A 25,043-nucleotide genomic window follows, 5' to 3' on the forward strand; every position below is an offset into this window, starting at 1 on the left:
GAGATAACACATGTTTGAACCGATGATGGAAATGTCTGACGATGCTGTAATTAAAGTCGTTGGGGTTGGTGGCGGCGGTGGTAACGCCGTCGAACACATGGTGCGTGAGTCCATCGAAGGCGTGGAATTCATCAGTATCAATACAGATGCGCAAGCACTTCGTAAAGCCAGCGTAAGCACTGTCATTCAAATTGGCGGCGACATCACCAAAGGTTTGGGTGCGGGTGCTAATCCGCAAGTTGGACGTGATGCAGCTCTCGAAGATAGAGATCGTATTAAAGAAGTTCTAACTGGTGCCGATATGGTATTTATCGCAGCAGGTATGGGCGGTGGTACTGGTACTGGTGCTGCTCCTGTAATTGCTGAGGTAGCAAAAGAACTGGGCATCTTGACTGTAGCCGTGGTGACTAAACCTTTCAGTTTTGAAGGGAAAAAGCGCCTATCATTTGCAGAACAAGGCATTGAAGAGTTATCAAAACATGTTGACTCTTTGATTACCATTCCAAATGAAAAACTACTGAAAGTGCTTGGTCGTGGTATTACTTTGTTAGAAGCGTTTGCTAGCGCGAACGATGTGTTGAAAAACGCAGTTCAAGGTATTGCCGAGCTAATTACTCGTCCTGGTATGATCAACGTCGACTTTGCTGACGTGCGTACCGTAATGTCTGAAATGGGTCATGCCATGATGGGCAGCGGTGTTGCAAGAGGCGAAGACCGTGCGGAAGAAGCGGCTGAAATGGCAATTTCTAGTCCACTTCTCGAAGATATCGACTTGGCGGGTGCTCGTGGCGTACTGGTTAACATTACTGCTGGTCTTGATATGCGTCTTGATGAATTTGAGACCGTTGGTAATACTGTTAAAGCGTTCGCTTCTGATAATGCCACTGTGGTTATCGGTACTTCATTAGATCCTGATATGGATGATGAAATCCGCGTAACTGTTGTAGCAACAGGTATTGGTAACGAAAAACGCCCTGACATTACTCTAGTTGCGGGTGGCAAAGCGAAAGTAGCAGCTCCTGCTCCTGCGCCTCAACCACAGCAAGTTGCAGCTAAGGTAGAAGAGAAAGTGGCACAGCCTATGCAAGAAAAACCAGCGACAACATCAATGAATGTTTCTTCTGGTAATCAAAGCACAGCGCCTAAGCCAGAAAAGGAAAGTGGATACCTTGATATTCCTGCTTTCTTGCGTCGTCAGGCTGATTAAACTATCAGCATTTAATTTGACACTGTTCAAAATTCTGGTAGGATGTGGCTCGACTCTATTATGAGTCGAGCTTTGTAGCACTAATTTGAGGCAAGTAGATGATCAGACAACGTACTCTGAAAGAAATCGTGAAAACAACTGGGGTGGGATTACACTCTGGTCGTAAAGTCACACTTACTCTTCGCCCTGCTGCTGCAAATACTGGGATTATCTACCGTCGTACAGACCTTAATCCACCAGTCGATTTCCCTGCTGATCCAGCTGCGGTGCGTGACACTATGTTATGTACTGCGCTCGTAAATGACGCAGGCGTACGTATCTCTACAGTTGAACACTTGAGTTCTGCTCTAGCGGGTATGGGTATCGATAACGTGATTGTCGAAGTAGATGCTCCTGAGATTCCAATCATGGATGGTAGCGCGAGCCCATTTGTGTTCTTGCTGCAACAAGCAGGTGTACAAGAACTTAATGCGCCAAAACGCTTTATCCGTGTTAAAAAACCAGTTCGTATTGAAGATGGTGATAAGTGGGCAGAAATTGTGCCACACAACGGTTTCAAAATGGATTTCGAGATTGAATTTAATCACCCTGCAATCGATGGTGATGGGCAGCATTTAGTATTCGATTTCTCTTCTCAAGGTTTTGTGAAAGAAATTTCTCGCGCGAGAACCTTTGGTTTCATGCGTGATATCGAGTACTTACAATCTCAAAATCTATGTTTAGGTGGTAGTTTTGATTGCGCAATCGTACTAGACGATTACCGTATCCTAAACGAAGATGGCCTACGCTTTAGCAATGAATTTGTGACTCATAAGGTTCTTGACGCTATTGGTGACCTTTACATGTGTGGTCATGCATTAGTTGGTGAGTTCCGAGCATTCAAATCTGGTCATGGCCTAAACAACCAATTGTTACGCGCACTTTTGGCTAACCAAGAAGCTTGGGAATGGGCTACCTTCGAAGAAGAAGCTGGTTCACCCGTTACTTTCGCCGAACCAACGATGGTTATTGCGTAAGCACAGATAATTCTGAAGAATAATGAAAGCCAGACATCTAGTCTGGCTTTTTTATTACCTTAAATTTGGTTCACATAAATAGTAACCCTAAAGAGGTAGGCGAGTTTTTGCCATAGGATCGTTGCCGATCTTGCCGCAGGATCGTGATTGATTGCCACGTATGATCCGCTAATTCAGGGTATTTCGGATATCTAACACCTCACAACGCATGAAGTGAATGCTCTATTAAGATCATTCTGATCTTGATGATCTCGGTGCGCGATAAGTGCATTTTTCTCCCTTTTTAGTCCTTGTTTCGGAAGCTGTTCTAACTTCCCTAATTCAAACCGGTCGTTGTTTATATATTGATAGCTATTGCCATGTGACGAGTATGCTTTACTGCTAATGTCGCTGTTCTAAATTTTCAGTCGCAATGGATTGTGAGCGAGTTCAGCACAATATAGATAACAATATGGAAGTTTAAGAATAAGTGTAAAATTGACGTGTTATGATAGCGATTATGGGCAAAATGGTGTCAATTTAACCCGTTTGCTAAATTTCTGGTCAATTTGATCGACTTGAGCCGCTTTAGCTATTGATAGATGAGCAGAAAAACCTTAGGTTAAGTGCACAAAATTCTAAGTTTGATCGAAACAAAGCGCTTTGCTATTGGTCGTCTGGGGAAAAATTCCTTAAACTAGGCGGCACTTGTATCAATTGAATGCCTTGAAAATAGACATTGTCATCACCATATCACGAGTATATGACTTATCTCGGTATCCTTAGTTGATTGGGTAGAGACCAGAGGCATTAAGAAGTCGATCGATGACGATCTAATTACAGAGAGATCCACAAGAAATGATAACTAAGTTACTGACAAAGGTAATTGGCAGTCGTAATGATCGTACATTGCGCCGCTTGAGAAAGATTGTCAAAGAAATCAATAATTATGAACCAGCTTTCGAAGCGCTATCTGATGAAGAACTAAAAGCAAAAACCGCTGAATTTCGTCAACGTTTAGACCAAGGTGAAACTTTAGACCAACTACTACCTGAAGCATTCGCGACTGTACGTGAAGCCTCTAAACGTGTTTATGGCATGCGCCACTTCGATGTGCAATTAATCGGTGGTATGGTGCTAAACGCTGGTCAAATCGCAGAAATGCGTACTGGTGAAGGTAAAACCCTGACCGCAACTCTCCCAGCTTATCTAAACGCATTGCCACAAAAAGGCGTCCACGTTGTTACAGTCAACGACTACTTGGCAAAACGTGACGCAGAAACAAACCGTCCACTCTTTGAATTCCTTGGTATGACCGTTGGCGTTAACGTGCCAAACATGCCGCCACACGAGAAAAAAGAATCTTACAAAGCTGACATCCTTTACGGTACTAACAACGAGTTCGGTTTTGATTACCTACGTGACAACATGGCATTCCGAGTTGAAGACCGTGTTCAAGGCGAACGTTTCTTCGCTATCGTCGACGAAGTTGACTCAATCCTTATCGATGAAGCTCGTACTCCACTGATCATTTCTGGTCCGGCTGAAGACAGCTCTGAGCTTTACACTCGTATTAACGCTCTGATTCCTTATCTGAAAAAACAAGATAAAGAAGATTCAGAGGAATACCGTGGTGATGGCCACTACACCGTTGATGAAAAAGCCAAACAAGTTTACCTGACTGAAACTGGTCAAGAGTATGTTGAAGAGCTTTTGGTCAACAACGGTTTGATGGGTGAGGGCGATACTCTTTATTCACCAGCTAATATCAGCTTGCTACACCACGTTAACGCTGCACTACGTGCTCACGTACTTTTCGAACGCGATGTGGATTACATTGTTAACCAAAAAGGCGAAGTGGTCATCGTTGACGAACATACTGGTCGTACGATGGAAGGTCGTCGTTGGTCGGACGGTTTGCACCAAGCAGTTGAAGCAAAAGAAGGGGTTAAGATTCAGAACGAGAACCAAACATTGGCTTCTATTACGTTCCAGAACTACTTCCGTCTTTACGAAAAACTGTCTGGTATGACAGGTACTGCGGATACAGAAGCGTTCGAATTTAACCAAATTTATGGTTTGGAAACTGTTGTTATCCCAACTAACCGTCCAGCTGTTCGTATCGATATGCCTGATATGGTGTACCGTACTGAAGCTGAAAAATTTGCTGCGATTATCGAAGACATTAAAGCTCGCGTAGAGAAAGGTCAGCCAGTGTTGGTTGGTACCGTGTCTATCGAAAAATCTGAGCTACTTTCTAATGCATTGAAGAAAGCGAAGATTAAGCACAACGTATTGAACGCGAAATTCCATGAAAAAGAAGCGGAAATCGTTGCTGAAGCTGGTAAACCTGGCGCAGTAACCATCGCAACTAACATGGCGGGTCGTGGTACCGATATCGTATTGGGCGGTAGCTGGCAGTCTAAAGTTGAGTTACTTGATAACCCAACCAAAGAGCAAATTGATGCAATTAAAGAAGAATGGAAAAAAGTGCATGATGAAGTGCTGCAATCTGGCGGCCTACACATCATCGGTACTGAACGCCATGAATCTCGTCGTATCGATAACCAGTTACGTGGTCGTTCTGGTCGTCAAGGTGACCCAGGCTCAACTCGTTTCTACCTATCTATGGAAGATACTCTGCTGCGTATTTTCACTTCTGACCGTATGGCAAGCCTTATCCAAAGCGGTATGGAAGAAGGCGAAGCGATTGAAAGTAAACTTCTTTCTCGTTCAATCGAAAAAGCTCAACGTAAAGTTGAAGGCCGTAACTTCGATATCCGTAAACAACTGCTTGATTACGATGACGTAGCGAACGATCAGCGTAAAGTGGTTTACGAACTGCGTGATGCATTAATGGGTTCTGACGACATTAGCGAAATGTTGGATCACAACCGTGAAGATGTCTTCAATTCAGTGATTGATGAGTTCATTCCACCGCAAAGTCTTGAAGATATGTGGGATATCAAAGGTCTTGAAGAGCGCCTACGTAACGATTTCGATTTGGATCTGCCAATTCAACAGTGGTTGGATGAAGATGACAAATTGCACGAAGAGAGCTTACGTGAGCGTGTAACCGAAGAAGCGACCAAAGTGTACCGTGCTAAAGAAGAAGCGGTAGGTTCTGAAGTGATGCGTAACTTCGAAAAATCAGTGATGTTGCAAACATTGGATAACCTTTGGAAAGAACACTTGGCGGCGATGGATCATCTGCGTCAAGGTATCCATCTTCGTGGTTATGCGCAAAAAGACCCTAAACAAGAGTACAAACGTGAGTCGTTTGAATTGTTTGGTGGTTTGTTAGATGCATTGAAAGCTGATGTAATTATGGTGTTGTCTAAAGTCCGTGTTCAACAACAAGAAGAAGTTGAACGTATGGAAGCACAGCGAATTGCTCAAGCAGAAGAAGCCGCTCGCCGTGCTCAAGCACACAACGGTGAGCTGGAGTCTCAAGCTCAGGAGCATAACAACCAGCCGATCACTCGTGATATGCCAAAAGTAGGCCGTAACGATCCATGTCCTTGTGGCAGCGGTAAAAAATACAAACATTGTCATGGTAAACTAACCGAATGATAATTGTTGATTAATAAAAAAGAGTCGCTCCGGGCGACTCTTTTTTTGACTAGTGGTTTACGGACCCAATTAGTCTGAGGATAGAAAATGAAACGAGTTCATATTGTTGCTGGCGTGATTTTTAATGCAGACAAATCGCAAATTTTTATTACTAAACGACCAGCAGATCGCCATAAAGGCGGTTACTGGGAATTTCCTGGTGGAAAAGTTGAAGCGGGTGAAGAAGCTCACGATGCGATGAGCCGTGAATTGTTCGAAGAGATCGGTATTTCAGTGATTGAACAGATCACTTACCAGCAGTTGGAATACGATTATCCAGATAAGTCTTTGAAGTTTGACTTTATCTTGGTTACTGAGTTTGAACACGAGCCGTATGGCAAAGAAGGTCAGGAAGGGAAGTGGGTTGCGGTTGCTGACCTTCCTCAATACACCTTTCCAGAAGCGAATGTACCGATTTTAGAACGTGTGGTAAAAGAGTTTAGTTAAGTGCTAGCCAGCGCAATCGATAGTTGGTAGTTTAGCTGGATAACCCTATAAAGTGGAAAGCCGGCCTGATAAAGGGCGGTGAATGAGAATGGAGAATAAGGCAATGGTTAAAATTGCAATTGCTGGTGCTGCTGGTCGTATGGGCCGCAATCTAGTTAAAGCAACACATCACAACCCAAATGCAACAGTGGGTGCTGGTTCTGAACGACCAGAGTCTTCACTTGTTGGTGTTGATATCGGTGAACTTTGTGGTGAAGGACGTTTTGATGTTGCTTTGGTTGATAACCTTGAGCAGGCCATTGAAGATTTCGACGTCATTATTGATTTTACCGCACCTAAAAGTACGCTTGCGAACATCGAGCTATGTAAACAGTATGGTAAAAAATTGGTCATTGGAACTACAGGTTTCTCTGAGCAAGAGCGCGCTCTTATTGATGAAGCTGCCAAAGAGATTCCAATTGTCATGGCGCCTAACTACAGCGTAGGTGTGAACTTAGTGTTCAAACTGCTCGAAAAAGCGGCCAAGGTGATGGGCGATTACTGCGATATCGAAATCATTGAAGCTCACCATCGTCATAAAGTGGATGCTCCTTCTGGTACTGCAATTGGTATGGGTGAAGCGATTGCTCATGCTATGGGTAATAAACTCAGTGATGTTGCAGTGTATTCTCGTGAAGGAATTACAGGTGAACGCACTCGCAGTGAAATTGGCTTTGCGACCATTCGTGCTGGGGATATCGTTGGTGAACACACTGCGATGTTTGCAGATATCGGTGAACGTGTGGAAATTACTCATAAAGCCACTGACCGTATGACTTTTGCTAATGGTGCTGTTCGCGCTGCCATTTGGTTGGCAGATAAACCTGCTGGTTTCTATACCATGACCGAAGTGCTTGAACTCAACTCGCTCTAATTACATAATTATGCGCCAGCTCAGTTTGGCGCATTTGTTTTCCTTTCATTTTTGCCTTTCAACTCAATTTCCACAAAACTCCCTATTTTTCCTTAGTTTTCTGTTACTTTTGCTGGCTTTGTTGTATGTGGTGGCATATTTCGTTGTTTTTTACATTAATCTGTCTTGTGTTATCGATTGCTTTATCAGTCAGATTATACGGTGAAGTAGTGAAAATGATGGGTGGTGGATTTTTAGTCGTTTTCTATTCATATTAGAAAAATATGATAGAAAAAGGGTGGTTTTAACCATTTTGACCTGAAATTTTTAATGAGGGCGATAAATATTCATTTTATTTTTTACTCAATGTTGACAGGTTTGGCTGCACTCATTAGAATACCGCCAATTTGTCTGCTATACCCAAAAGCAATTTACATACGCGAAATGGAAGGCAAATTTGCAGTTTAATTTATTTTTTTTGCATTTTTATTCTGGAGGTTGTCTTGAGTAAATCAGCACTGTTAGTCCTGGAAGATGGGACAGTGTTCCGCGGAGTTTCCATTGGCGCAGATGGTTCTTCCGTTGGTGAAGTCGTTTTTAATACCTCGATGACGGGGTATCAAGAAATCCTCACTGATCCTTCCTATTCCCAACAAATCGTTACTCTTACTTATCCTCACATTGGCAATACCGGAACTAACTCCGAAGATGAAGAATCCACAGCGATTCATGCACAAGGCCTTGTGATCCGCGATCTTCCCCTTATCGCTTCTAATTTCCGCTCCGAGCAATCCCTTTCTGAATATCTAAAACAGCACAACATTGTTGGCATCGCAGATATCGACACACGTAAGTTGACTCGTCTCCTTCGTGAAAAAGGCGCACAGAATGGTTGTATCGTTGCAGGCGATAATCTGGATGAAGCCCTCGCATTAGCGAAAGCAAAAGAGTTCCCTGGCCTTAAAGGCATGGATCTAGCGAAAGTAGTAACAACAAAAGAAGCGTATGAATGGAAACAAGGTTCATGGACGCTTGAAGGCGGATTGCCTGCACCAAAAGACGATAGCGAATTACCATACCACGTTGTTGCATATGACTTTGGTGCGAAACGTAATATCCTGCGCATGTTGGTTGACCGTGGTTGTAAATTAACAGTGGTTCCAGCTCAAACTTCTGCTGAAGAAGTGTTCGCATTAAATCCTGATGGCGTATTCCTGTCTAATGGCCCTGGTGACCCAGAACCATGTACTTACGCGATTGAAGCGACTCAGGCATTCCTTGAAAAAGGCCTACCAGTCTTTGGTATCTGCCTTGGCCACCAAATTTTGGCTCTCGCCTCTGGTGCGAAAACCATCAAAATGAAGTTCGGTCATCACGGTGCAAACCACCCAGTGAAAGATCTTGATCGTGGTGTGGTAATGATTACCTCTCAAAACCACGGCTTTGCTGCTGACGAAGCGACCTTACCAAGCAACCTACGTGCAACTCATAAATCTTTGTTTGATGGCTCTCTACAAGGTATCCATCGCACAGATAAACCAGCATTTAGTTTCCAAGGTCACCCTGAAGCGAGCCCTGGCCCGCACGATGCAGCTCCGCTGTTCGACCACTTTATTGAATTGATTAAACAACACCGCGCTTAATTTGGAGTAGTAAACAATGCCAAAACGTACTGACATAAAAAGCATTCTTATTTTAGGTGCTGGTCCTATTGTTATCGGTCAGGCTTGTGAGTTTGATTACTCTGGTGCTCAGGCTTGTAAAGCGCTGCGTGAAGAGGGTTACCGCGTTATTCTGGTTAACTCTAACCCTGCTACCATTATGACTGACCCAGAGATGGCCGATGCAACTTACATCGAGCCAATTAACTGGCAAGTGGTACGCAAAATTATTGAACGTGAACGTCCAGATGCAATTCTACCTACCATGGGTGGTCAAACTGCATTGAACTGTGCGTTAGATCTTGAAAAACACGGCGTGCTCGCAGAGTTCGGCGTGGAAATGATCGGTGCAACCGCTGACGCGATTGATAAAGCAGAAGACCGTTCTCGTTTCGATAAAGCAATGAAATCTATCGGCCTTGAATGTCCTCGCGCTGATACAGCTAAAACGATCGAAGACGCTTACAAAGTTCTCGATATGGTTGGCTTCCCATGTATCATCCGCCCTTCATTTACTATGGGTGGTTCAGGCGGCGGTATCGCGTACAACAAAGAAGAGTTTGATGAAATCTGTCGTCGTGGTTTGGACTTGTCTCCAACTAACGAACTGCTTATCGACGAATCTTTGATTGGTTGGAAAGAGTACGAGATGGAAGTGGTTCGTGATAAAAACGACAACTGTATCATCGTATGTTCTATCGAAAACTTCGACGCAATGGGTATTCACACTGGTGACTCTATCACTGTGGCACCTGCGCAAACACTGACCGATAAAGAATACCAATTGATGCGTAACGCTTCTCTAGCGGTACTGCGTGAAATCGGTGTTGAAACAGGTGGTTCAAACGTTCAGTTTGGTATCAACCCTAAAGATGGCCGCATGGTGATCATCGAGATGAACCCTCGTGTATCTCGTTCATCTGCATTGGCATCAAAAGCTACAGGTTTCCCAATTGCGAAAGTTGCTGCGAAATTGGCAGTGGGTTTCACTCTTGATGAGTTGATGAATGACATCACTGGTGGCGCAACACCAGCATCATTCGAACCAACCATCGACTACGTTGTAACTAAGATTCCTCGTTTCAACTTCGAAAAATTCCACGGTGCAAATGACCGTCTAACCACACAGATGAAATCTGTTGGTGAAGTGATGGCGATTGGTCGTAACCAACAAGAATCACTACAAAAAGCGCTACGTGGTCTTGAAGTTGGCGCAACAGGTTTCGACAGCATGGTGGACCTAGATGCTCCTGACGCTCTAACTAAAATTCGCTACGAATTGAAAGAAGCTGGCGCGCAGCGTGTTTGGTACATCGCCGATGCATTCCGTGCAGGTATGTCTGTTGATGGCATCTTCAACCTAACTAACATCGACCGTTGGTTCCTAGTTCAAATTGAAGAACTAGTGAAAATGGAAGCAGATATCAAAGCAGGCGGCTTTGCTGGTTTGACTGAAGACGTACTACGCCGTGCAAAACGTAAAGGTTTTGCTGATGCACGTCTGTCTAAAATTCTTGGTGTATCTGAAAAAGAAATCCGTCGCGTTCGTGACCAATACAATATTCACCCAGTTTACAAACGTGTGGATACTTGTGCGGCTGAATTTGCGTCAGATACAGCTTACATGTACTCATCTTACGATGAAGAGTGTGAAGCCAACCCAACAGACCGTGAGAAAATCATGGTATTGGGTGGCGGTCCAAACCGTATCGGTCAAGGTATCGAATTTGACTACTGTTGTGTACACGCATCATTAGCGCTACGTGAAGACGGTTACGAAACTATTATGGTGAACTGTAACCCAGAAACCGTATCAACTGACTACGATACATCAGACCGTTTGTACTTCGAACCAGTAACGCTAGAAGATGTACTGTCTATCGTGCGCGTTGAGAAGCCAAAAGGCGTTATCGTTCAATACGGTGGTCAAACTCCACTTAAATTGGCTCGTGAGCTTGAAGCGTGTGGTGTGCCAATCATTGGTACTAGCCCAGATGCAATTGACCGTGCTGAAGACCGTGAACGTTTCCAACATGCAGTACAACGTCTAGGTTTGAAACAGCCAGAAAACGCAACCGTAACAGCGATCGACCAAGCAGTTGAAAAAGCTCGTGAAATTGGTTATCCATTAGTGGTTCGTCCTTCTTACGTGTTGGGTGGCCGTGCGATGGAAATCGTATACGATGAAATCGACCTACGTCGTTATTTCAACGAAGCGGTAAGCGTATCAAACGAGTCTCCAGTATTGCTTGACCGTTTCCTTGACGATGCAATCGAAGTTGATATCGATGCTATCTGTGACGGTGAACGCGTACTTATCGGCGGTATCATGGAACATATTGAACAAGCAGGCGTTCACTCAGGTGACTCAGCATGTTCACTTCCTGCATATACCCTAAGCCAAGAAATCCAAGACAAGATGCGTGAAGAAGTTGAAAAACTCGCATTTGAATTGGGTGTTCGTGGTCTGATGAATACACAGTTTGCAGTAAAAGATAACGAAATCTACCTGATTGAAGTGAACCCTCGTGCTGCACGTACGGTTCCATTCGTATCAAAAGCAACGGGTGCACAGCTGGCTAAAATCGCAGCGCGCGTAATGGTTGGTCAAACACTTGAACAACAGGGTTGTACTAAAGAAATCATTCCTCCTTACTACTCAGTGAAAGAAGTGGTTCTACCGTTCAACAAATTCCCTGGTGTTGACCCACTGTTAGGCCCTGAAATGCGCTCTACTGGTGAAGTTATGGGTATCGGCAAAACTTTTGCTGAAGCCTTTGCTAAAGCAGAAATGGCTTGTGGTAGCTACTACCCAACAGCAGGTCGTGCGCTTCTATCAGTTCGCGATGGCGATAAAGAACGTGTGGTTGACCTTGCGTCTAAACTCATCAAATTGGGTTACAAACTCGATGCAACTCACGGTACAGCAGTGATTCTTGGTGAAGCAGGTATTAACCCTCGCTTAGTAAACAAAGTTCATGAAGGTCGTCCACACATTTTGGACCGCATCAAGAACCATGAATATACCTACATCGTGAACACAACTGCAGGTCGTCAAGCGATTGAAGATTCTAAAGTACTACGTCGTGGCGCTCTAGCGGCTAAAGTGAACTACACCACAACGCTAAACGCAGCGTTCGCAACTTGTATGGCACACACTGCCGATGCAACTGCAGAAGTTCACTCGGTACAAGAGTTACACGCTCGTATTCGCGAAAATCAGGCATAATGCAATTATAAATGAGAGTCTATTAGCTCTCTTTAGACAACCTCTTTACCCGCCCTTATGGGCGGGTTTTTTATTGCCATGCAAAAGATGGTTGCAATTTCTTTTCCGTAGTAACTCTCTACATAACTGCTACGTTATTGATGAAAATTAGGAATAGGTTGTTATCTTTGCTTTCGCTTTTTATTGCGATCCGACAGTGATAACTTGCGCTTTTTATCGGTCATTGAATTTAGGTGTTTCATGGAAGTATCGTTAGATATATTGGCATTGCTGTTTGTCGTAGCGGGAGCTGCGGGGTTTATCGATGCTATGGCTGGGGGCGGTGGCTTATTGACTCTGCCAGCGTTACTTGCGGCAGGCGTTCCACCCGCTCAAGCGTTAGCTACCAACAAACTGCAAAGCTCTTTTGGTAGTTTTTCTGCCTCCTTGTACTTTGTGCGCCGCGGTTTGGTTAATCTACGCGAAATGGCCTTTGCGATTGTTTGTACCTACATTGGCGCAGCAACGGGTGCTGAACTCGTGCAGCGTATTGATGCTTCGGTATTGACCACTTTGATTCCTGGTCTGCTGATTTGTATTTCACTCTACTTTCTATTGGCGCCACAAACTCGTAAGAACGATAACAAAAAACCACTATCACCCATTTGGTTTGCGCTCATTATTGGTACTTGTATCGGCTTTTATGATGGCTTTTTTGGTCCGGGCACGGGGTCTATTTTTACGATCTGTTTTGTTCTGTTAGGGCATTTTAATCTTGTTGAAGCGACCGCAAGAACCAAAATTCTTAACTTCACCTCAAACTTTGCAGCGCTGACTTTTTTCCTAATTGCTGGTTTGCCTATCTGGAAAATTGGATTGGTGATGGCAGTAGGGCAATTTATTGGTGGTCGTTTAGGGGCGAAAGTGGTGATTGCCAAAGGACAAAAATGGATTCGTCCTCTGGTCATTACGATGTCTATGGTGATGGCGATAAAATTGCTTTGGGAACAGCACCAGCAATGGTTTCTATCAATCTTTTAACTCGAGCAGAGCGATAAGTATTTGCGCGGACACAGATGTGAATCGGACGAGTTAACGCAGCAAGCTGAGGAAAATCAAAGCAGTATTGCGGTGCGATATTGAGTGTTTGTACCACAGATAAGGGCACCAGTGCTGGCGCTGTGCCTCCTAAGGCTAGCTGAGCGGCTGCGGCATACGAGTCCATCTGCATCACCGGATTGATACCTAATTTGGCCAATATGGCACTTTGATAAGTATTGGCCGGATTGACAAGATCATTGGTGATCAATTCATCAGGCAAAGTCTCTAAATGCTGTTGGCTTACGATCAAAAAGGGCTCGTCGCACAGATGGAATGCTAATAGTCCATGGTTACTTACGATATACCCAGCACAAAAGCCTAGGGTTGCTCGCCCTGATTTGACGTTCTCGACGATTCTCGGCGTATGGTTAGTGGTAATGGTGAAGTGACGATCCGTTTTTCGATATTGGCCGATGGCCTGATAGAGGTAACCAGCCACGAGGGTTTCAGAGCAGTCGATACGAATCTGCGAATGATCTTCAAGTGATTCTTGATCAAACATTAAACCACGTAATTCGTTAAACGTCGGTTCAATATTGGCTATTAGCTGCTCCGCATCCGGGGTAAGTTTGATGTGACGACCTGAAGGTACGATCAGTTTTTTGCCAAGCTTTTGTTCTAGATTTGCAATACGTTTACTTACTGCTGATTGGCTAATATAGAGAAGAGAGCCTGCGCGGCTCATGGTTTTCTCTTTGCTCAGTACCAGCAGTGTTTCAATCCCTTCGAGTAACATAGTCCATTCTTGTCGCTGGATAATAGCGCCATTTAAGCAAAATAAACTGCGAAAAGGTAGCTCTTTGTTGAGCAATAAAAATCCCGCCTTAAAGCGGGATGTTAGTGTCACGAGAGCGCTGAATAGGCTCTATAACTTAGGCTAAAGAGGTGGATAACTCTTCGACTAATTGCGCTGGAAAGTGCTCGCTTGGCGAGACTAACTCGTCTTGAGCTGCAATGGTTTGCAGCTCCCATTCGCCACTTTGATGGGTCGCTTTAAGTACGCCATGAACAGCATCGTGGCAATGTTGGAATGCTTGAAGTGGTGTCCAACCTTTTAATAGTCCCGCCGTAAATATGGACGTAATCAAATCACCCACGCCAATCGGTTCTTTGGTAATAGGGAAAAGCGGACGTTTTGCCAAATAGATGCCATCTTGTGTGGCAAGCATCATATTGAAACAGCTTTTATCAATGCCATGCAGATGTTTAGCGATGACGAACTTTGGACCTTTGGTGAGTGCACGACGACATGCTTCAACGGCATCTTGCAAACAGGTAATTTGCATGTCGGCGATTTGGGTCAGTTCAAATTGGTTTGGTACGATGACATCGGCAATTGGAATTAAAGTGCTGATCAGCTGTTCTGTGATCCCCGGAGCGACAATACATCCTTTCTCTGGATTGCTCATAACAGGGTCGCACACGTAAATTGCCTGAGGATTGTGTGATTTCACCTTGGCAACAGTGTCTGCTACAACGCTGCACTGCTCAGCTGTGCCTTGGTAGCCAGTGACCACCGCGTGACAGCCTTTCAATACATCAAGGTTTTCCAATCCACGTACGACGTCAGCGATGTCCTCTGCTGAAAATGCGTGCCCCGTCCACCCCTGTGTATAGTGAGTATGGTTTGAAAATTGGACGGTATGGATTGGCCAAACTTCAAAACCCATTCTTTGCATAGGAAATACAGCACTGCTGTTACCAGCATGGCCATAACTCACATGGGATTGGATGGATAGAATTCCTTGCATAACTATCGTATCTCTTAAAGTAATATGGATATAAAACAAACGGCGAAGACCGCATGGAGTCTAATTTCGTGACTTGAAGCACGTTTAGCCCTAGGCTACACCTAAGAGGCTTAAAGCAACAGTGATATTTACGCCGTCAGAGTCGTTATACCCAAATGAGGTAACGTCGGCTAACGGCGCTTATCGTTATTTATTTAAGGCGAAAATAGGCAGAGATAAATGCCAGCGGATCGCACCTAAACGAATAATCAAGGTGGAGAGAATGCCTGATGCTAATGCACTGGATGGCGAGTAGCCCAACGCCAGTGCGGAAGTGTGAAATATACCACCGATAATGCAAGCTGTGGCATACACCTCACTGCGCAGTACCATGGGAATTTCACGCGCTAATACGTCACGAATAATGCCGCCACCGCAGCCCGTTAATACGCCCATAATGATGGCAACTAACGCAGAGCTTTGATAACTCATCGCTTTTTCTACACCAATCCCAACAAACACGGCTAAGCCAATCGCATCACACACGGGTAAAATCCACCACGCGACTCGTTTCGGACGACGAACGACCAGCATGGTGAGCACACAGGTGATCAAAATGACCCAAAGATAGGTAGTATTGCGAATCCAGAATACGGGGGTTGCCCCTAACGCCATATCGCGGATAGTTCCGCCACCAATCGCTGTCACGCTTGCTAAGACGATAACACCAAACGGATCCATACGCAGACGACCCGCGAGCAGAACACCTGAAATGGCAAAAATTGCGGTACCAAATAGGTCAATAAAGTAGAGAAGTGAAGTGTCCAAGGTTATCTGCTCTATTCATCAATAACGGAAGAAATTGGGCACGAATTGTACGCGTTTTTCGCTGAACAACGCTACTTTTTTCTTGCCTGAGCAAAGTAATCACAAACCTCTTTGATCGCCCTGACTGTGCGAGGCGTTGGTCGGTTAAGCCAGTCTGAATGGAGCTTCCACACCTGATGCTTTTCTACTGCAGGAAGTTCATCATGCCAATCATTCCACATCGAACCATCGGCCATAGCATGCCCTGATGTAAAGATGACTTGAGGCTTAGCCAATATCACCTGTTCCATACCAACTTGCGGATAAGGACTGGGACTGTTGACGAACACATTCTTACCACCGCAAAAAGAGAACACTTCACTTGGCCAGCTGTTTTGCGCCACGGTGATGATGGGTTTCTGACTCAGTTGATAAAAGTAGGGCACAGGTTTGCCATTGCCATATTCATTATGCAGTTGAGTTAGCTGTTCCCGAAAAGCCTGCGCTGCTTGATGACCTATTTTCGGGTCATCAGCAAACTGACTTAAAGCATCAATATTGGTAGCAATATCTTCTAAGGATTGAACATGGGAAGGGAACAGATGAAATCCCATTTGTTTTAACTTTTCCAGTTCACGTACCGGATTACCAGCAGGCCAAGTGATGATGAGATCAGGCTCTAAAGCGACAATACGATCGACATTGATGCCTTTGTAGTTGGCGACTTTTTCTAGTTTTTGGGCTGCTGGTGGATAATCGCTGTAATCACTTACGGCAACCAATTTGTCGCCAAGCCCTGCCGCATAGGCAAGTTCGGTTGCGTGAGGGGAGAGGCTAACAATACGGTGAATTTGGTTTTGTGCCTGAGCGAAACAAGAAGCAAAAAGGAGCGAAACAACAGTAATAATGCGAGCAACAGGCATTTATATCCCTTGATAAACAGCAAATAAAATAAGGCTTTCTAATAAAATCCAAGCGAGTGCACGCCATGCCAGTAGGCTTTGGATTTGATGTAAATGGATCGAAGCAGGAGCAATCCGACCGCCAATTTTGCTGCGGATGGCTTTTCTTTTGCCATAGATGGCAGGACCGCCTAAAGAGAGCTCCAATTTATTACCAACAACGCAGAGTAACCAAGCCGGACCGGGTAATGGCCATGATGGGGCTTGCTCTTGCACTTTTCTCAGTACTTGGGCGCTGCCCTTACCAAGCAATAAAATTAGGCTAAACAGGCGCATCGGTAGCCACTCAAGCACGGCGATAACGCGAATGATGGGCAGGCCAAATGGGGAGAATTCTTCACGAGAAGGAGACCAAGCTCTGCCGAGTTCTGCTAATAAACGGTACGTTAGCGCACCAATACCACCCAATAACCCATACCAAAACAGGACAGAAATGACATTTCTGCCAAAACCCATAATTAAAGTTTCCGCACTCGCCTTGCCTAAACCAAGCGCTGAAAGTCGCGACGTGTCGCGGTTAACATAGGGGGCTAATGTTTCTCTAGCACTCGCTTTGTCTTGTTCTGCCAATGAGAGAGAGATACGTTTTGCTAGTAGCTCTTGAGTTCGCCAATCAAAGGCGAGTAACAGTAATGCCAGCTCAAACAGTGCTGGTTGCCAAACTAACGTCTTTAATGCCACTAACACCATAATGGTTGGAATGATCATCAGTAGCCAAGCGAGCGTGCCGGAAATGTAACTTTGTTGGTAACTGTTGTTGCGATTGACTTTGCTTGCTAGCAACTCCGCAAATTTATGCCACAGAGTGACCGGATGTGCTGAATGTGGAATGGGAACTATAAGATGAAATAGTAACGCTCCCCATAGGGCGAGGAGCGTACCATTGGCGTAAACTTGATGAAAGAATCCGTCCATTCACAAAGGCTTATTTGAGAAGGTCGATCATCTTCAATACCATTGCCGATGAGCTTTGTGCCGCTAATGGTAAAAACTCATCAAATGACATTGGTGATTCTTTATCAGCCACGTCAGAAATCGCGCGAACGACCACAAATGGCACCTTAAACTGGTGGCAAGTTTGTGCAATCGCTGAAGCTTCCATTTCTACGGCCACAACATTTGGGAAATGACGACGAATGTATTCTTGTTGCTCTGGTTTGCAAATGAATGCATCACCAGTACAGATTAGGCCGCGTACCGCGTGTTTATCTGCCATGCTTTCCAGTGCTTTTTCAGCAACAGACATTAGATGTGCATCTGCTTGGAAAGCCGCTGGTTGACCTGCCATTTGACCCATTTCGTAGCCAAATGCAGTCACGTCTGCATCGTGATGACGCACTTCGCTAGAGATAACCACATCACCCATAGTCAAAGAGGAATCAAAACCACCTGCAGAACCTGTATTCAATACAACATCAGGTTGATATTCGTTAAGCAAAATTGCGGTGCCAACGGCTGCTGCCACTTTACCAATACCAGATTGCAGCAAGACCACCTCAGCACCATTTATTTGGCCTGAATAGTAAGTGCCACCTGCTTTGCTCACTTGTTGAACATTTTGCATCGCGTCTTTTAGAATCGCGACTTCTTGTTCCATCGCACCAATGATGCCAATTTTCATGGTAAATCTCTTTGTTGTTTTTAAACGAATGGCGCTCAGTTTAACATGACCTTTCTGTTGGGATCGAGCTATGGTGTTTCTAGCATGCCACCTAAGCTGAGCTTTTCTCTCAATTCTTCTACACGGCGACGGTTCGAACCAAAGTCAGGGTACTCGGAACGAGATTGTGAACGAACAATCAATTGGAAATCAGAGAGCCGCAGCTCTAAATCATCGACAAAGCGCAATATTTTGGAAGTGCATTCAATACGTACGTAATCGCTGTCTTTGTTTCGGTCGGCGATTCTGGTTCCCGGAAGCGTTAGCACGACGCGTTCAACTTGCTCCAAGGTGACTCCGGGGCGAAGAATAAACGGGGCAAGATGCACTTTTTCGCTAGAGTCAGCGGTTGAAACACAATGGGTATCAGCACGACATGGTTTCGTAGTGCGATCATTGGTAGGTTCGATGCCTTGGCTGCACGCGCTCAAGAGGCCTGTAATAACAATAAGAGTGACCGGTTTAAACATGATTGCACCCCGAGTGCGTAATCAAATTACTGAGTTATTTCCCTCAAGGCCACACTTCTAAAGGGATAGTTTGCGCCCAATTGAAGTGATAAGGATTGCTCAGCGTGACCACTCAAATAAATTGTATTGGACCAAGTCATTACATCAACGCTGTGACTTGCACTGAGACTTTGCAATTATAGAACGTGCAATAAAAAAAGGATCCATATCTCTATGAATCCTTTATCAAATATCATTTTATGTGCGCTGTGACACTAAATGTCAAGAAAATCGAGGATACCGTTTGCTGCTTTACGACCTTCATCGATAGCAGTAACCACCAAATCAGAGCCACGAACAGCATCACCGCCAGCGAAGATTTTCGCGTTGCTGGTTTGATATTGGAACTCTTGATTACTTGGTGCTTTAATGCGACCGCGAGAATCTAAGTCAACGCCAAATGGTTCTAGCCAACTCATTTGATGAGGTTGGAAACCAAACGCCATGATAACCGCATCGGCTGGTAATACATGTTCGCTACCAGCGACAGGTTCAGGACGACGACGACCCGCTTCATCAGGTTCACCAAGTGCTGTAGTCACCACTTTAACGCCAGTCACTTTGCCTTGCTCGTTAACACGTACGCCAAGAGGTTGCAGGTTGAACATGAATTCCACACCTTCTTCACGTGCGTTTTTCACTTCGCGGCGTGAACCAGGCATGTTCTCTTCATCACGACGATAAGCACAAACCACTTGTGAAGCACCTTGACGAATCGAAGTACGCACACAGTCCATCGCGGTATCACCACCACCAAGGACAACCACTTTTTTGCCGTCCATATCGATGAATGGGTCGCTGTTTTCAAGATCCATTACTTTGTAAGTATTCGAGATCAAAAATGGCAGTGCGTCATAAACGCCATCAGCATCTTCGTTTTCTAAACCAGCGCGCATGTACTTGTAAGTACCCACACCTAAGAAAACAGCATCATACTCATCGAGCAGCTCTTGCATTTGAACATCTTTACCCACTTCGGTATTTAAGCGGAATTCAACACCCATTTCGGTAAAGATGCGGCGACGGTTTTCCATCACGCCCTTTTCCAATTTGAATGAAGGGATACCGAAGGTGAGTAGGCCGCCGACTTCTGGATAACGGTCAAATACCACAGGTTTAACGCCATTACGGACAAGAATGTCCGCCGCAGCTAGACCTGCAGGACCTGCACCAATGATGGCGACTTTTTTATCGGTCCAAACCACCTTAGACATGTCTGGTTTCCAGCCCATCTCAAAGGCTTTATCGGTAATGTATTTTTCAATATTACCGATAGTTACGGCGCCAAAATCAGCACTTAACGTACATGATCCTTCGCAGAGACGATCTTGTGGACAAACGCGGCCACACACTTCTGGAAGACTGTTGGTCTGGTGAGACAGTTCCACCGCTTCAAGAATACGCCCTTCGTTAGCCAGTTTTAGCCATTGAGGAATGTAGTTGTGTACTGGACATTTCCATTCACAGTAAGGGTTGCCACAATCTAAGCAGCGATCCGCTTGCGCGGTCGCTTGTTGCTTAGTGAAGGGTTCGTAGATTTCTACGAACTCAATTTTACGGATGTTGAGCGATTTTTTAGCCGGATCAACACGTTTTACATCGATAAATTGGTAAACATTCTGGCTCATTGTTTCTTGGCTCCTTCCAATTACTGTGCCTGAACACGAAGTTCTGCTGCACTACGGCTTTGGTGACCCAGAAGAGTCTGAAGATCCGCGGCTTGTGGTTTAACAAGGTAGAACTTAGGAATCCATTCATCAAAGTTCGCTAAGATGGTTTCTGCGTAAGTAGAGCCAGTTTGCTCTAAGTGCTCTGCAATCAAACCACGCAAATGTTCTTGGTGAATGTAGAGATCTTCCAGTGACAGTGCTTCAACGGATTCTGCGTTGACACGACCTTGGAAATCGCCATTCTTATCGAGTACATAGGCGAAACCGCCTGTCATACCCGCACCAAAGTTAACCCCTGTCGCGCCGAGAATCGCGACAATACCACCCGTCATGTATTCACATGCGTTATCGCCAGCACCTTCAATCACTGCGATAGTGCCAGAGTTACGAACGCCAAAACGTTCTCCTGCTTTACCCGCTGCAAAGAGCTTACCGCCCGTTGCACCGTACAAACAGGTGTTACCAATAATCGTTGCTTCGTTACAAGCAAAAGCAGTGCCTTGATGAGGTTTAATCACCAGTTTACCGCCAGCCATGCCTTTGCCGACATAGTCGTTAGCATCGCCTGTTAGAATCAATTCGACACCACCTGCGTTCCAAACCCCGAAGGATTGACCTGCAGTCCCTTCTAATACGATACGAATTGGAGTAGCTGCTAGACCTTGGTTGCCATAACGTTTGGCAATTTCGCCAGATAGGCGAGCACCGATAGAACGGTCGGTGTTGATCACGTTGTAGTAAAGCTCTAATGGCTCTTGAGCTTCAACCGCTTTAATTGCATCTTTTACGATACGTTGGTTAAGTTCACCATGATCAAATGGTGTGTTTGGTTCAGTGCAGTACAGAGGTAGACCTGCTGGCGACACTGGAGCTTCCAGAATGTCAGACAAATCGAGTTTGCTCTGTTTCGCTGTCATGCCGCTAACCACTTCAAGCAGGTCGGTGCGACCAATTAAGTCTGTTAGCTTTTCAACACCCAGCTCTGCCAAGTAGCCGCGCACTTCTTCCGCTAGACCAATGAAATAGTTCATCACCATTTCTGGTAAGCCTTTGAAGTATTGCTTACGCAATGTTTCGTCTTGGGTTGCTACACCTGTTGCACAGTTGTTTAGGTGACAGATACGTAGGAACTTACAGCCCATTGAAACCATTGGCGCAGTACCGAAACCAAAGCTTTCAGCACCTAAAATAGCGCCTTTGATAACATCTAGACCGGTTTTCAGACCACCATCCACTTGCAGGCGGATTTTATGGCGCAAGCCGTTAGCTACCAAAGATTGTTGAGTTTCGGCTAGACCTAATTCCCAAGGACAACCAGCATATTTCACTGAAGTGAGAGGGCTAGCGGCAGTACCACCATCATAACCAGAGATAGTGATTAAATCGGCGTAGGCTTTCGCTACACCTGTTGCAATAGTACCGACACCAGGTTCAGACACCAATTTTACAGACACGAGCGCATTTGGGTTGACCTGCTTTAAGTCAAAGATCAATTGCGACAAGTCTTCGATTGAGTAAATGTCATGGTGTGGCGGTGGAGAAATCAGCGTAACGCCTTGTACTGAGTGGCGTAGTCGCGCAATTTCAGCCGTCACTTTATGGCCCGGTAGCTGACCACCTTCGCCAGGTTTTGCCCCTTGTGCCACTTTAATTTGCAGTACGTCAGCACTGGTCAAGTAGTGTGGAGTAACGCCAAAGCGACCTGATGCCACCTGCTTGATACGAGAGTTCTTCTCGGTACCAAAGCGGCGAGGATCTTCACCACCTTCTCCTGAGTTAGAGAAACCGCCCAAACGGTTCATTGCCGTTGCTAATGCTTCGTGAGCTTCAGGGCTCAAAGCACCAATCGACATCGCCGCAGAGTCAAAGCGTTTGAATAGTTCGCTAGCGGGTTCAATCTTCTCTAGAGGGATTGAAGTGTCGGTTTTTTTCAGCTTCATCAAGTCACGTAATGTCGCGACTGGACGTTGGTTTACCTGAGCAGAGAAAGCGTGGTAATCGCTGGTTTCACCTGTTTTCACTGCATGTTGTAAGGTTTGTACCACATCTGGGTTGAACGCATGGTATTCGCCGCCGTGAACGTATTTCAGTAGACCGCCATGTTCAAGAGGTTTACGTTTTGCCCACGCTTTACGTGACAAGTTAAACAGATCTTGTTGGAAGTCTGAGAAGTTCGCACCTTGAATGCGGCTAACAACGCCTTTAAAGCAAAGGGATGTCAGTTCTTTATTCAAGCCAACCGCTTCAAACAGTTGTGAACAACGATAGGACGCCACTGTCGAAATACCCATCTTCGACATGATTTTGTACAAGCCTTTGTTGATGCCATGCTGATAGTTTTGCATCACATCGCGATAGCTTTTATCAATCGCACCATCATCAACCAATTTGCCTAGTGTTTCATAAGCTAGGTATGGGTAAACCGCTGTTGCTCCGAAACCTAACAATACCGCAAATTGGTGTGGGTCACGGGCGGCTGCAGTTTCAACAATAATGTTGGCATCACAGCGCAATTGAGTGTCGACTAAGCGAGTTTGAATAGCACCAACCGCCATCGCTGCTGGAATTGGCAATTTGCCTTTGGTCAGAGCGCGGTCGGAAAGAACCAACAATACCGTCCCTTCGCGAACTACTTTTTCTGCTTCGTCACATAGGTCTAAAACGGCTTGTTTGAGATCTTTTTCATCTGGATTGAAGTTGATATCCAAGATGGTATTGCGATAGTGCTCGTCATTTAGAGTGAGCAGCTGTTGCATGTCAGAGTAAAGAAGCACTGGTGAGTCGAACGTTACGCGATAGGCGTGACCATCGGTTTCGTTAAACACGTTCATCTCTTGACCGATACAGGTAGCCAAAGACATCACGTGTTTTTCACGTAGTGGGTCGATTGGTGGGTTGGTGACCTGCGCGAATTTCTGACGGAAGTAATCAGTAATGAGGCGCTCTTTCGAAGAGAGCACGGCCATTGGGGTATCATCGCCCATTGAGCCAACCGCTTCTTGTCCCATATCACCTAGGACACGAAGGATTTGATCAATCTCTTCGTTACTCATCGCGAACTGTTTCTGATAGGTTCTTAGCAGATCTTCATCAAAGTTACGTTCACCCACTTTATCGTCTGGCAAAGCAGAGAATGGAACGAGTGGATAAACGCAGCGATCCAACCATTCACGGTATGGGTGACGGTCTTTTAAGTCGTTATCAATTTCGCTTGATTGCCAGATTTTGCCAGTACGGGTGTCAATCACCAGCAGTTCACCTGGACCAACACGGCCTTTTTCAGCCACTTCGTCTGGTGCGTAATCCCAAATACCAATCTCTGATGCCAGTGTAATCAGTTTGTCTTTAGTGATCACATAACGAGCAGGACGTAGACCGTTACGGTCTAGGTTACATGCAGCGTAGCGACCATCAGACAATACAATCCCCGCTGGACCATCCCATGGCTCCATATGTTTGGAGTTGAAGTCATAGAACGCACGTAGCTCATCATCCATATCTGGGTGATGTTGCCATGCTGGTGGCACAAGCATACGCATTGCACGGAAGAGGTCCATACCGCCTTGCAAAAGCAGTTCAAGCATGTTGTCTAAGCTTGATGAGTCAGAACCGGTTTCGTTAACGAACGGTGCTGCACTTTGCAGGTCAGGAAGTAGTGGAGATGAAAATTTATAACCACGAGCACGAGCCCATTCACGGTTACCTTGAATGGTGTTGATCTCACCGTTGTGTGCTAGGTAGCGGAACGGTTGAGCCAAAGGCCAGCGTGGTTGAGTGTTGGTTGAGAAACGTTGGTGGAACAGGCAAATCGCCGATTCCATACGTAGGTCCGCTAAGTCTAAATAGAAACGGGGAAGGTCTGCAGGCATACATAGGCCTTTGTAGACGATCACCTGAGTGGATAATGAACAGATATAAAAGTCATTATCTTCTGTAATTTGTTTTTCGATACGACGTCGTGCGATATACAAACGACGCTCAATGTCTCGATCTTGCCAGCCTGCAGGAGCAGAAACAAACACTTGTTGGATATCTGGCAAAGAAGAACTCGCAATAGGGCCCAATACTTTTGGATTGGTTGGCACAGCGCGCCAGCCTGCAACCGTTAGGGTTTCTTGAGTCAGTTCTTTGTTGATGATATCGCGAGCTGTTTGTGCTTTTACAGGATCACGGCTAAGAAAAATCATACCAATTGCGTACTGTCGACCGAGCTTCCAGTGTTGCTCATCGGCGATCAGACGTAAGTATGAATCCGGTTTTTGAAGCAGTAGACCACAGCCATCGCCGGTTTTACCGTCAGCTGCAATCCCACCACGGTGAGTCATACGATCAAGAGCTGAGATAGCGGTGCGCACAAGCTTATGACTTGCTTGACCTTCCATGTGGGCAATTAAGCCAAATCCGCAGTTATCTCGTTCAAAACTTGGATCATATAGAGCCATTGCAATTCTCCCTTCTTGCCTTTCTGTCTTCCGGACAGTAAATGACTAGCTATTCTTGTAGATTATAATTATATGAGTGTTTATGTTTAAAAAATGACTAAAACTGTAAAAAAGCTCAGTTATAAAATTTTCACTGAGTT

General features: G+C 45.2%; 17 protein-coding genes. 8 read left to right on the forward strand and 9 right to left on the reverse strand.

The window, feature by feature from the left end; translation table 11 throughout:
• Positions 1–10: 10 nt before the first annotated feature.
• The 8 genes from ftsZ (at position 11) to OCV11_RS02985 (ending at position 13,063) form a co-directional block, all read left to right on the forward strand.
• Positions 11–1,207: a cell division protein FtsZ gene (gene ftsZ / locus OCV11_RS02950; protein ID WP_261894895.1), complete on the forward strand. Its 1,197-nt coding sequence runs from the start codon at positions 11–13 to the stop codon at positions 1,205–1,207.
• Between the two features lie 98 nt (positions 1,208–1,305).
• The gene (gene lpxC, locus OCV11_RS02955; protein WP_261894896.1) at positions 1,306–2,223 is read left to right on the forward strand and encodes a UDP-3-O-acyl-N-acetylglucosamine deacetylase; all 918 of its coding nucleotides are present in this window, start codon (positions 1,306–1,308) and stop codon (positions 2,221–2,223) included.
• Positions 2,224–3,060: 837 nt separating this feature from the next.
• Positions 3,061–5,775, forward strand: coding sequence for a preprotein translocase subunit SecA (gene secA, locus OCV11_RS02960; protein ID WP_261894897.1), 2,715 nt, complete (start codon positions 3,061–3,063; stop codon positions 5,773–5,775).
• A gap of 87 nt (positions 5,776–5,862) precedes the next feature.
• A complete protein-coding gene (mutT, locus tag OCV11_RS02965; protein WP_261894898.1) occupies positions 5,863–6,261 on the forward strand; it encodes an 8-oxo-dGTP diphosphatase MutT in 399 nt (132 codons plus the stop codon).
• 88 nt (positions 6,262–6,349) lie between these two features.
• On the forward strand, positions 6,350–7,174 hold the full coding sequence (dapB, locus tag OCV11_RS02970) for a 4-hydroxy-tetrahydrodipicolinate reductase (protein WP_261894900.1): 825 nt from the start codon (positions 6,350–6,352) through the stop codon (positions 7,172–7,174).
• 482 nt (positions 7,175–7,656) lie between these two features.
• Positions 7,657–8,796, forward strand: coding sequence for a glutamine-hydrolyzing carbamoyl-phosphate synthase small subunit (carA, locus tag OCV11_RS02975; RefSeq protein WP_261894901.1), 1,140 nt, complete (start codon positions 7,657–7,659; stop codon positions 8,794–8,796).
• A 16-nt stretch (positions 8,797–8,812) separates the two neighbouring features.
• Positions 8,813–12,043 carry a carbamoyl-phosphate synthase large subunit gene (carB, locus tag OCV11_RS02980; RefSeq protein WP_261894902.1) on the forward strand — a complete coding sequence of 1,077 codons (3,231 nt, stop codon included), beginning with the start codon at positions 8,813–8,815 and terminating at the stop codon, positions 12,041–12,043.
• Between the two features lie 240 nt (positions 12,044–12,283).
• On the forward strand, positions 12,284–13,063 hold the full coding sequence (locus OCV11_RS02985) for a TSUP family transporter (protein ID WP_261894903.1): 780 nt from the start codon (positions 12,284–12,286) through the stop codon (positions 13,061–13,063).
• Here the strand turns inward: OCV11_RS02985 and OCV11_RS02990 are convergent.
• From OCV11_RS02990 to gltB, 9 genes are all read right to left on the reverse strand, one after another.
• A complete protein-coding gene (locus OCV11_RS02990) occupies positions 12,999–13,859 on the reverse strand; it encodes a LysR family transcriptional regulator (protein ID WP_261896210.1) in 861 nt (286 codons plus the stop codon). The two genes, OCV11_RS02985 and OCV11_RS02990, sit on opposite strands and share 65 nt — an antisense overlap.
• 136 nt (positions 13,860–13,995) lie before the next feature.
• Positions 13,996–14,874: a pyridoxal kinase PdxY gene (gene pdxY, locus OCV11_RS02995; protein WP_261894904.1), complete on the reverse strand. Its 879-nt coding sequence runs from the start codon at positions 14,872–14,874 to the stop codon at positions 13,996–13,998.
• 186 nt (positions 14,875–15,060) lie between these two features.
• A complete protein-coding gene (locus OCV11_RS03000) occupies positions 15,061–15,681 on the reverse strand; it encodes a TRIC cation channel family protein (protein WP_261894906.1) in 621 nt (206 codons plus the stop codon).
• 71 nt (positions 15,682–15,752) lie between these two features.
• Positions 15,753–16,583: a vitamin B12 ABC transporter substrate-binding protein BtuF gene (gene btuF, locus OCV11_RS03005; protein WP_261894907.1), complete on the reverse strand. Its 831-nt coding sequence runs from the start codon at positions 16,581–16,583 to the stop codon at positions 15,753–15,755.
• A complete protein-coding gene (locus OCV11_RS03010; protein WP_261894909.1) occupies positions 16,584–17,537 on the reverse strand; it encodes a cobalamin biosynthesis family protein in 954 nt (317 codons plus the stop codon).
• A 10-nt stretch (positions 17,538–17,547) separates the two neighbouring features.
• Positions 17,548–18,243: a 5'-methylthioadenosine/S-adenosylhomocysteine nucleosidase gene (gene mtnN, locus OCV11_RS03015; RefSeq protein ID WP_261894910.1), complete on the reverse strand. Its 696-nt coding sequence runs from the start codon at positions 18,241–18,243 to the stop codon at positions 17,548–17,550.
• A 68-nt stretch (positions 18,244–18,311) separates the two neighbouring features.
• Entirely contained in the window at positions 18,312–18,752 is a 441-nt protein-coding gene (locus OCV11_RS03020; RefSeq protein WP_261894911.1) for a DUF1499 domain-containing protein, read from the reverse strand.
• 254 nt (positions 18,753–19,006) lie between these two features.
• Complete coding sequence (locus tag OCV11_RS03025) at positions 19,007–20,419, reverse strand: FAD-dependent oxidoreductase (RefSeq protein WP_261894912.1); 1,413 nt, start codon at positions 20,417–20,419, stop codon at positions 19,007–19,009.
• Positions 20,420–20,439: 20 nt separating this feature from the next.
• A complete protein-coding gene (gene gltB, locus OCV11_RS03030) occupies positions 20,440–24,903 on the reverse strand; it encodes a glutamate synthase large subunit (RefSeq protein ID WP_261894914.1) in 4,464 nt (1,487 codons plus the stop codon).
• Positions 24,904–25,043: the final 140 nt, after the last annotated feature.

Origin of the sequence: Vibrio porteresiae DSM 19223 (assembly GCF_024347055.1) — a bacterium.
GTDB lineage: Bacteria > Pseudomonadota > Gammaproteobacteria > Enterobacterales > Vibrionaceae > Vibrio > Vibrio porteresiae.

Coding starts and splice junctions, on each gene's coding strand:
- gltB (WP_261894914.1), bottom strand. CDS start 24,903: ATGGCTCTATATGATCCAAGTTTTGAACGAGATAACTGCGGATTTGGC.
- OCV11_RS03010 (WP_261894909.1), bottom strand. CDS start 17,537: ATGGACGGATTCTTTCATCAAGTTTACGCCAATGGTACGCTCCTCGCC.
- mtnN (WP_261894910.1), bottom strand. CDS start 18,243: ATGAAAATTGGCATCATTGGTGCGATGGAACAAGAAGTCGCGATTCTA.
- OCV11_RS02985 (WP_261894903.1), top strand. CDS start 12,284: ATGGAAGTATCGTTAGATATATTGGCATTGCTGTTTGTCGTAGCGGGA.
- lpxC (WP_261894896.1), top strand. CDS start 1,306: ATGATCAGACAACGTACTCTGAAAGAAATCGTGAAAACAACTGGGGTG.
- mutT (WP_261894898.1), top strand. CDS start 5,863: ATGAAACGAGTTCATATTGTTGCTGGCGTGATTTTTAATGCAGACAAA.
- ftsZ (WP_261894895.1), top strand. CDS start 11: ATGTTTGAACCGATGATGGAAATGTCTGACGATGCTGTAATTAAAGTC.
- pdxY (WP_261894904.1), bottom strand. CDS start 14,874: ATGCAAGGAATTCTATCCATCCAATCCCATGTGAGTTATGGCCATGCT.
- dapB (WP_261894900.1), top strand. CDS start 6,350: ATGGAGAATAAGGCAATGGTTAAAATTGCAATTGCTGGTGCTGCTGGT.
- OCV11_RS03025 (WP_261894912.1), bottom strand. CDS start 20,419: ATGAGCCAGAATGTTTACCAATTTATCGATGTAAAACGTGTTGATCCG.
- OCV11_RS02990 (WP_261896210.1), bottom strand. CDS start 13,859: ATGTTACTCGAAGGGATTGAAACACTGCTGGTACTGAGCAAAGAGAAA.
- secA (WP_261894897.1), top strand. CDS start 3,061: ATGATAACTAAGTTACTGACAAAGGTAATTGGCAGTCGTAATGATCGT.
- OCV11_RS03020 (WP_261894911.1), bottom strand. CDS start 18,752: ATGTTTAAACCGGTCACTCTTATTGTTATTACAGGCCTCTTGAGCGCG.
- carB (WP_261894902.1), top strand. CDS start 8,813: ATGCCAAAACGTACTGACATAAAAAGCATTCTTATTTTAGGTGCTGGT.
- btuF (WP_261894907.1), bottom strand. CDS start 16,583: ATGCCTGTTGCTCGCATTATTACTGTTGTTTCGCTCCTTTTTGCTTCT.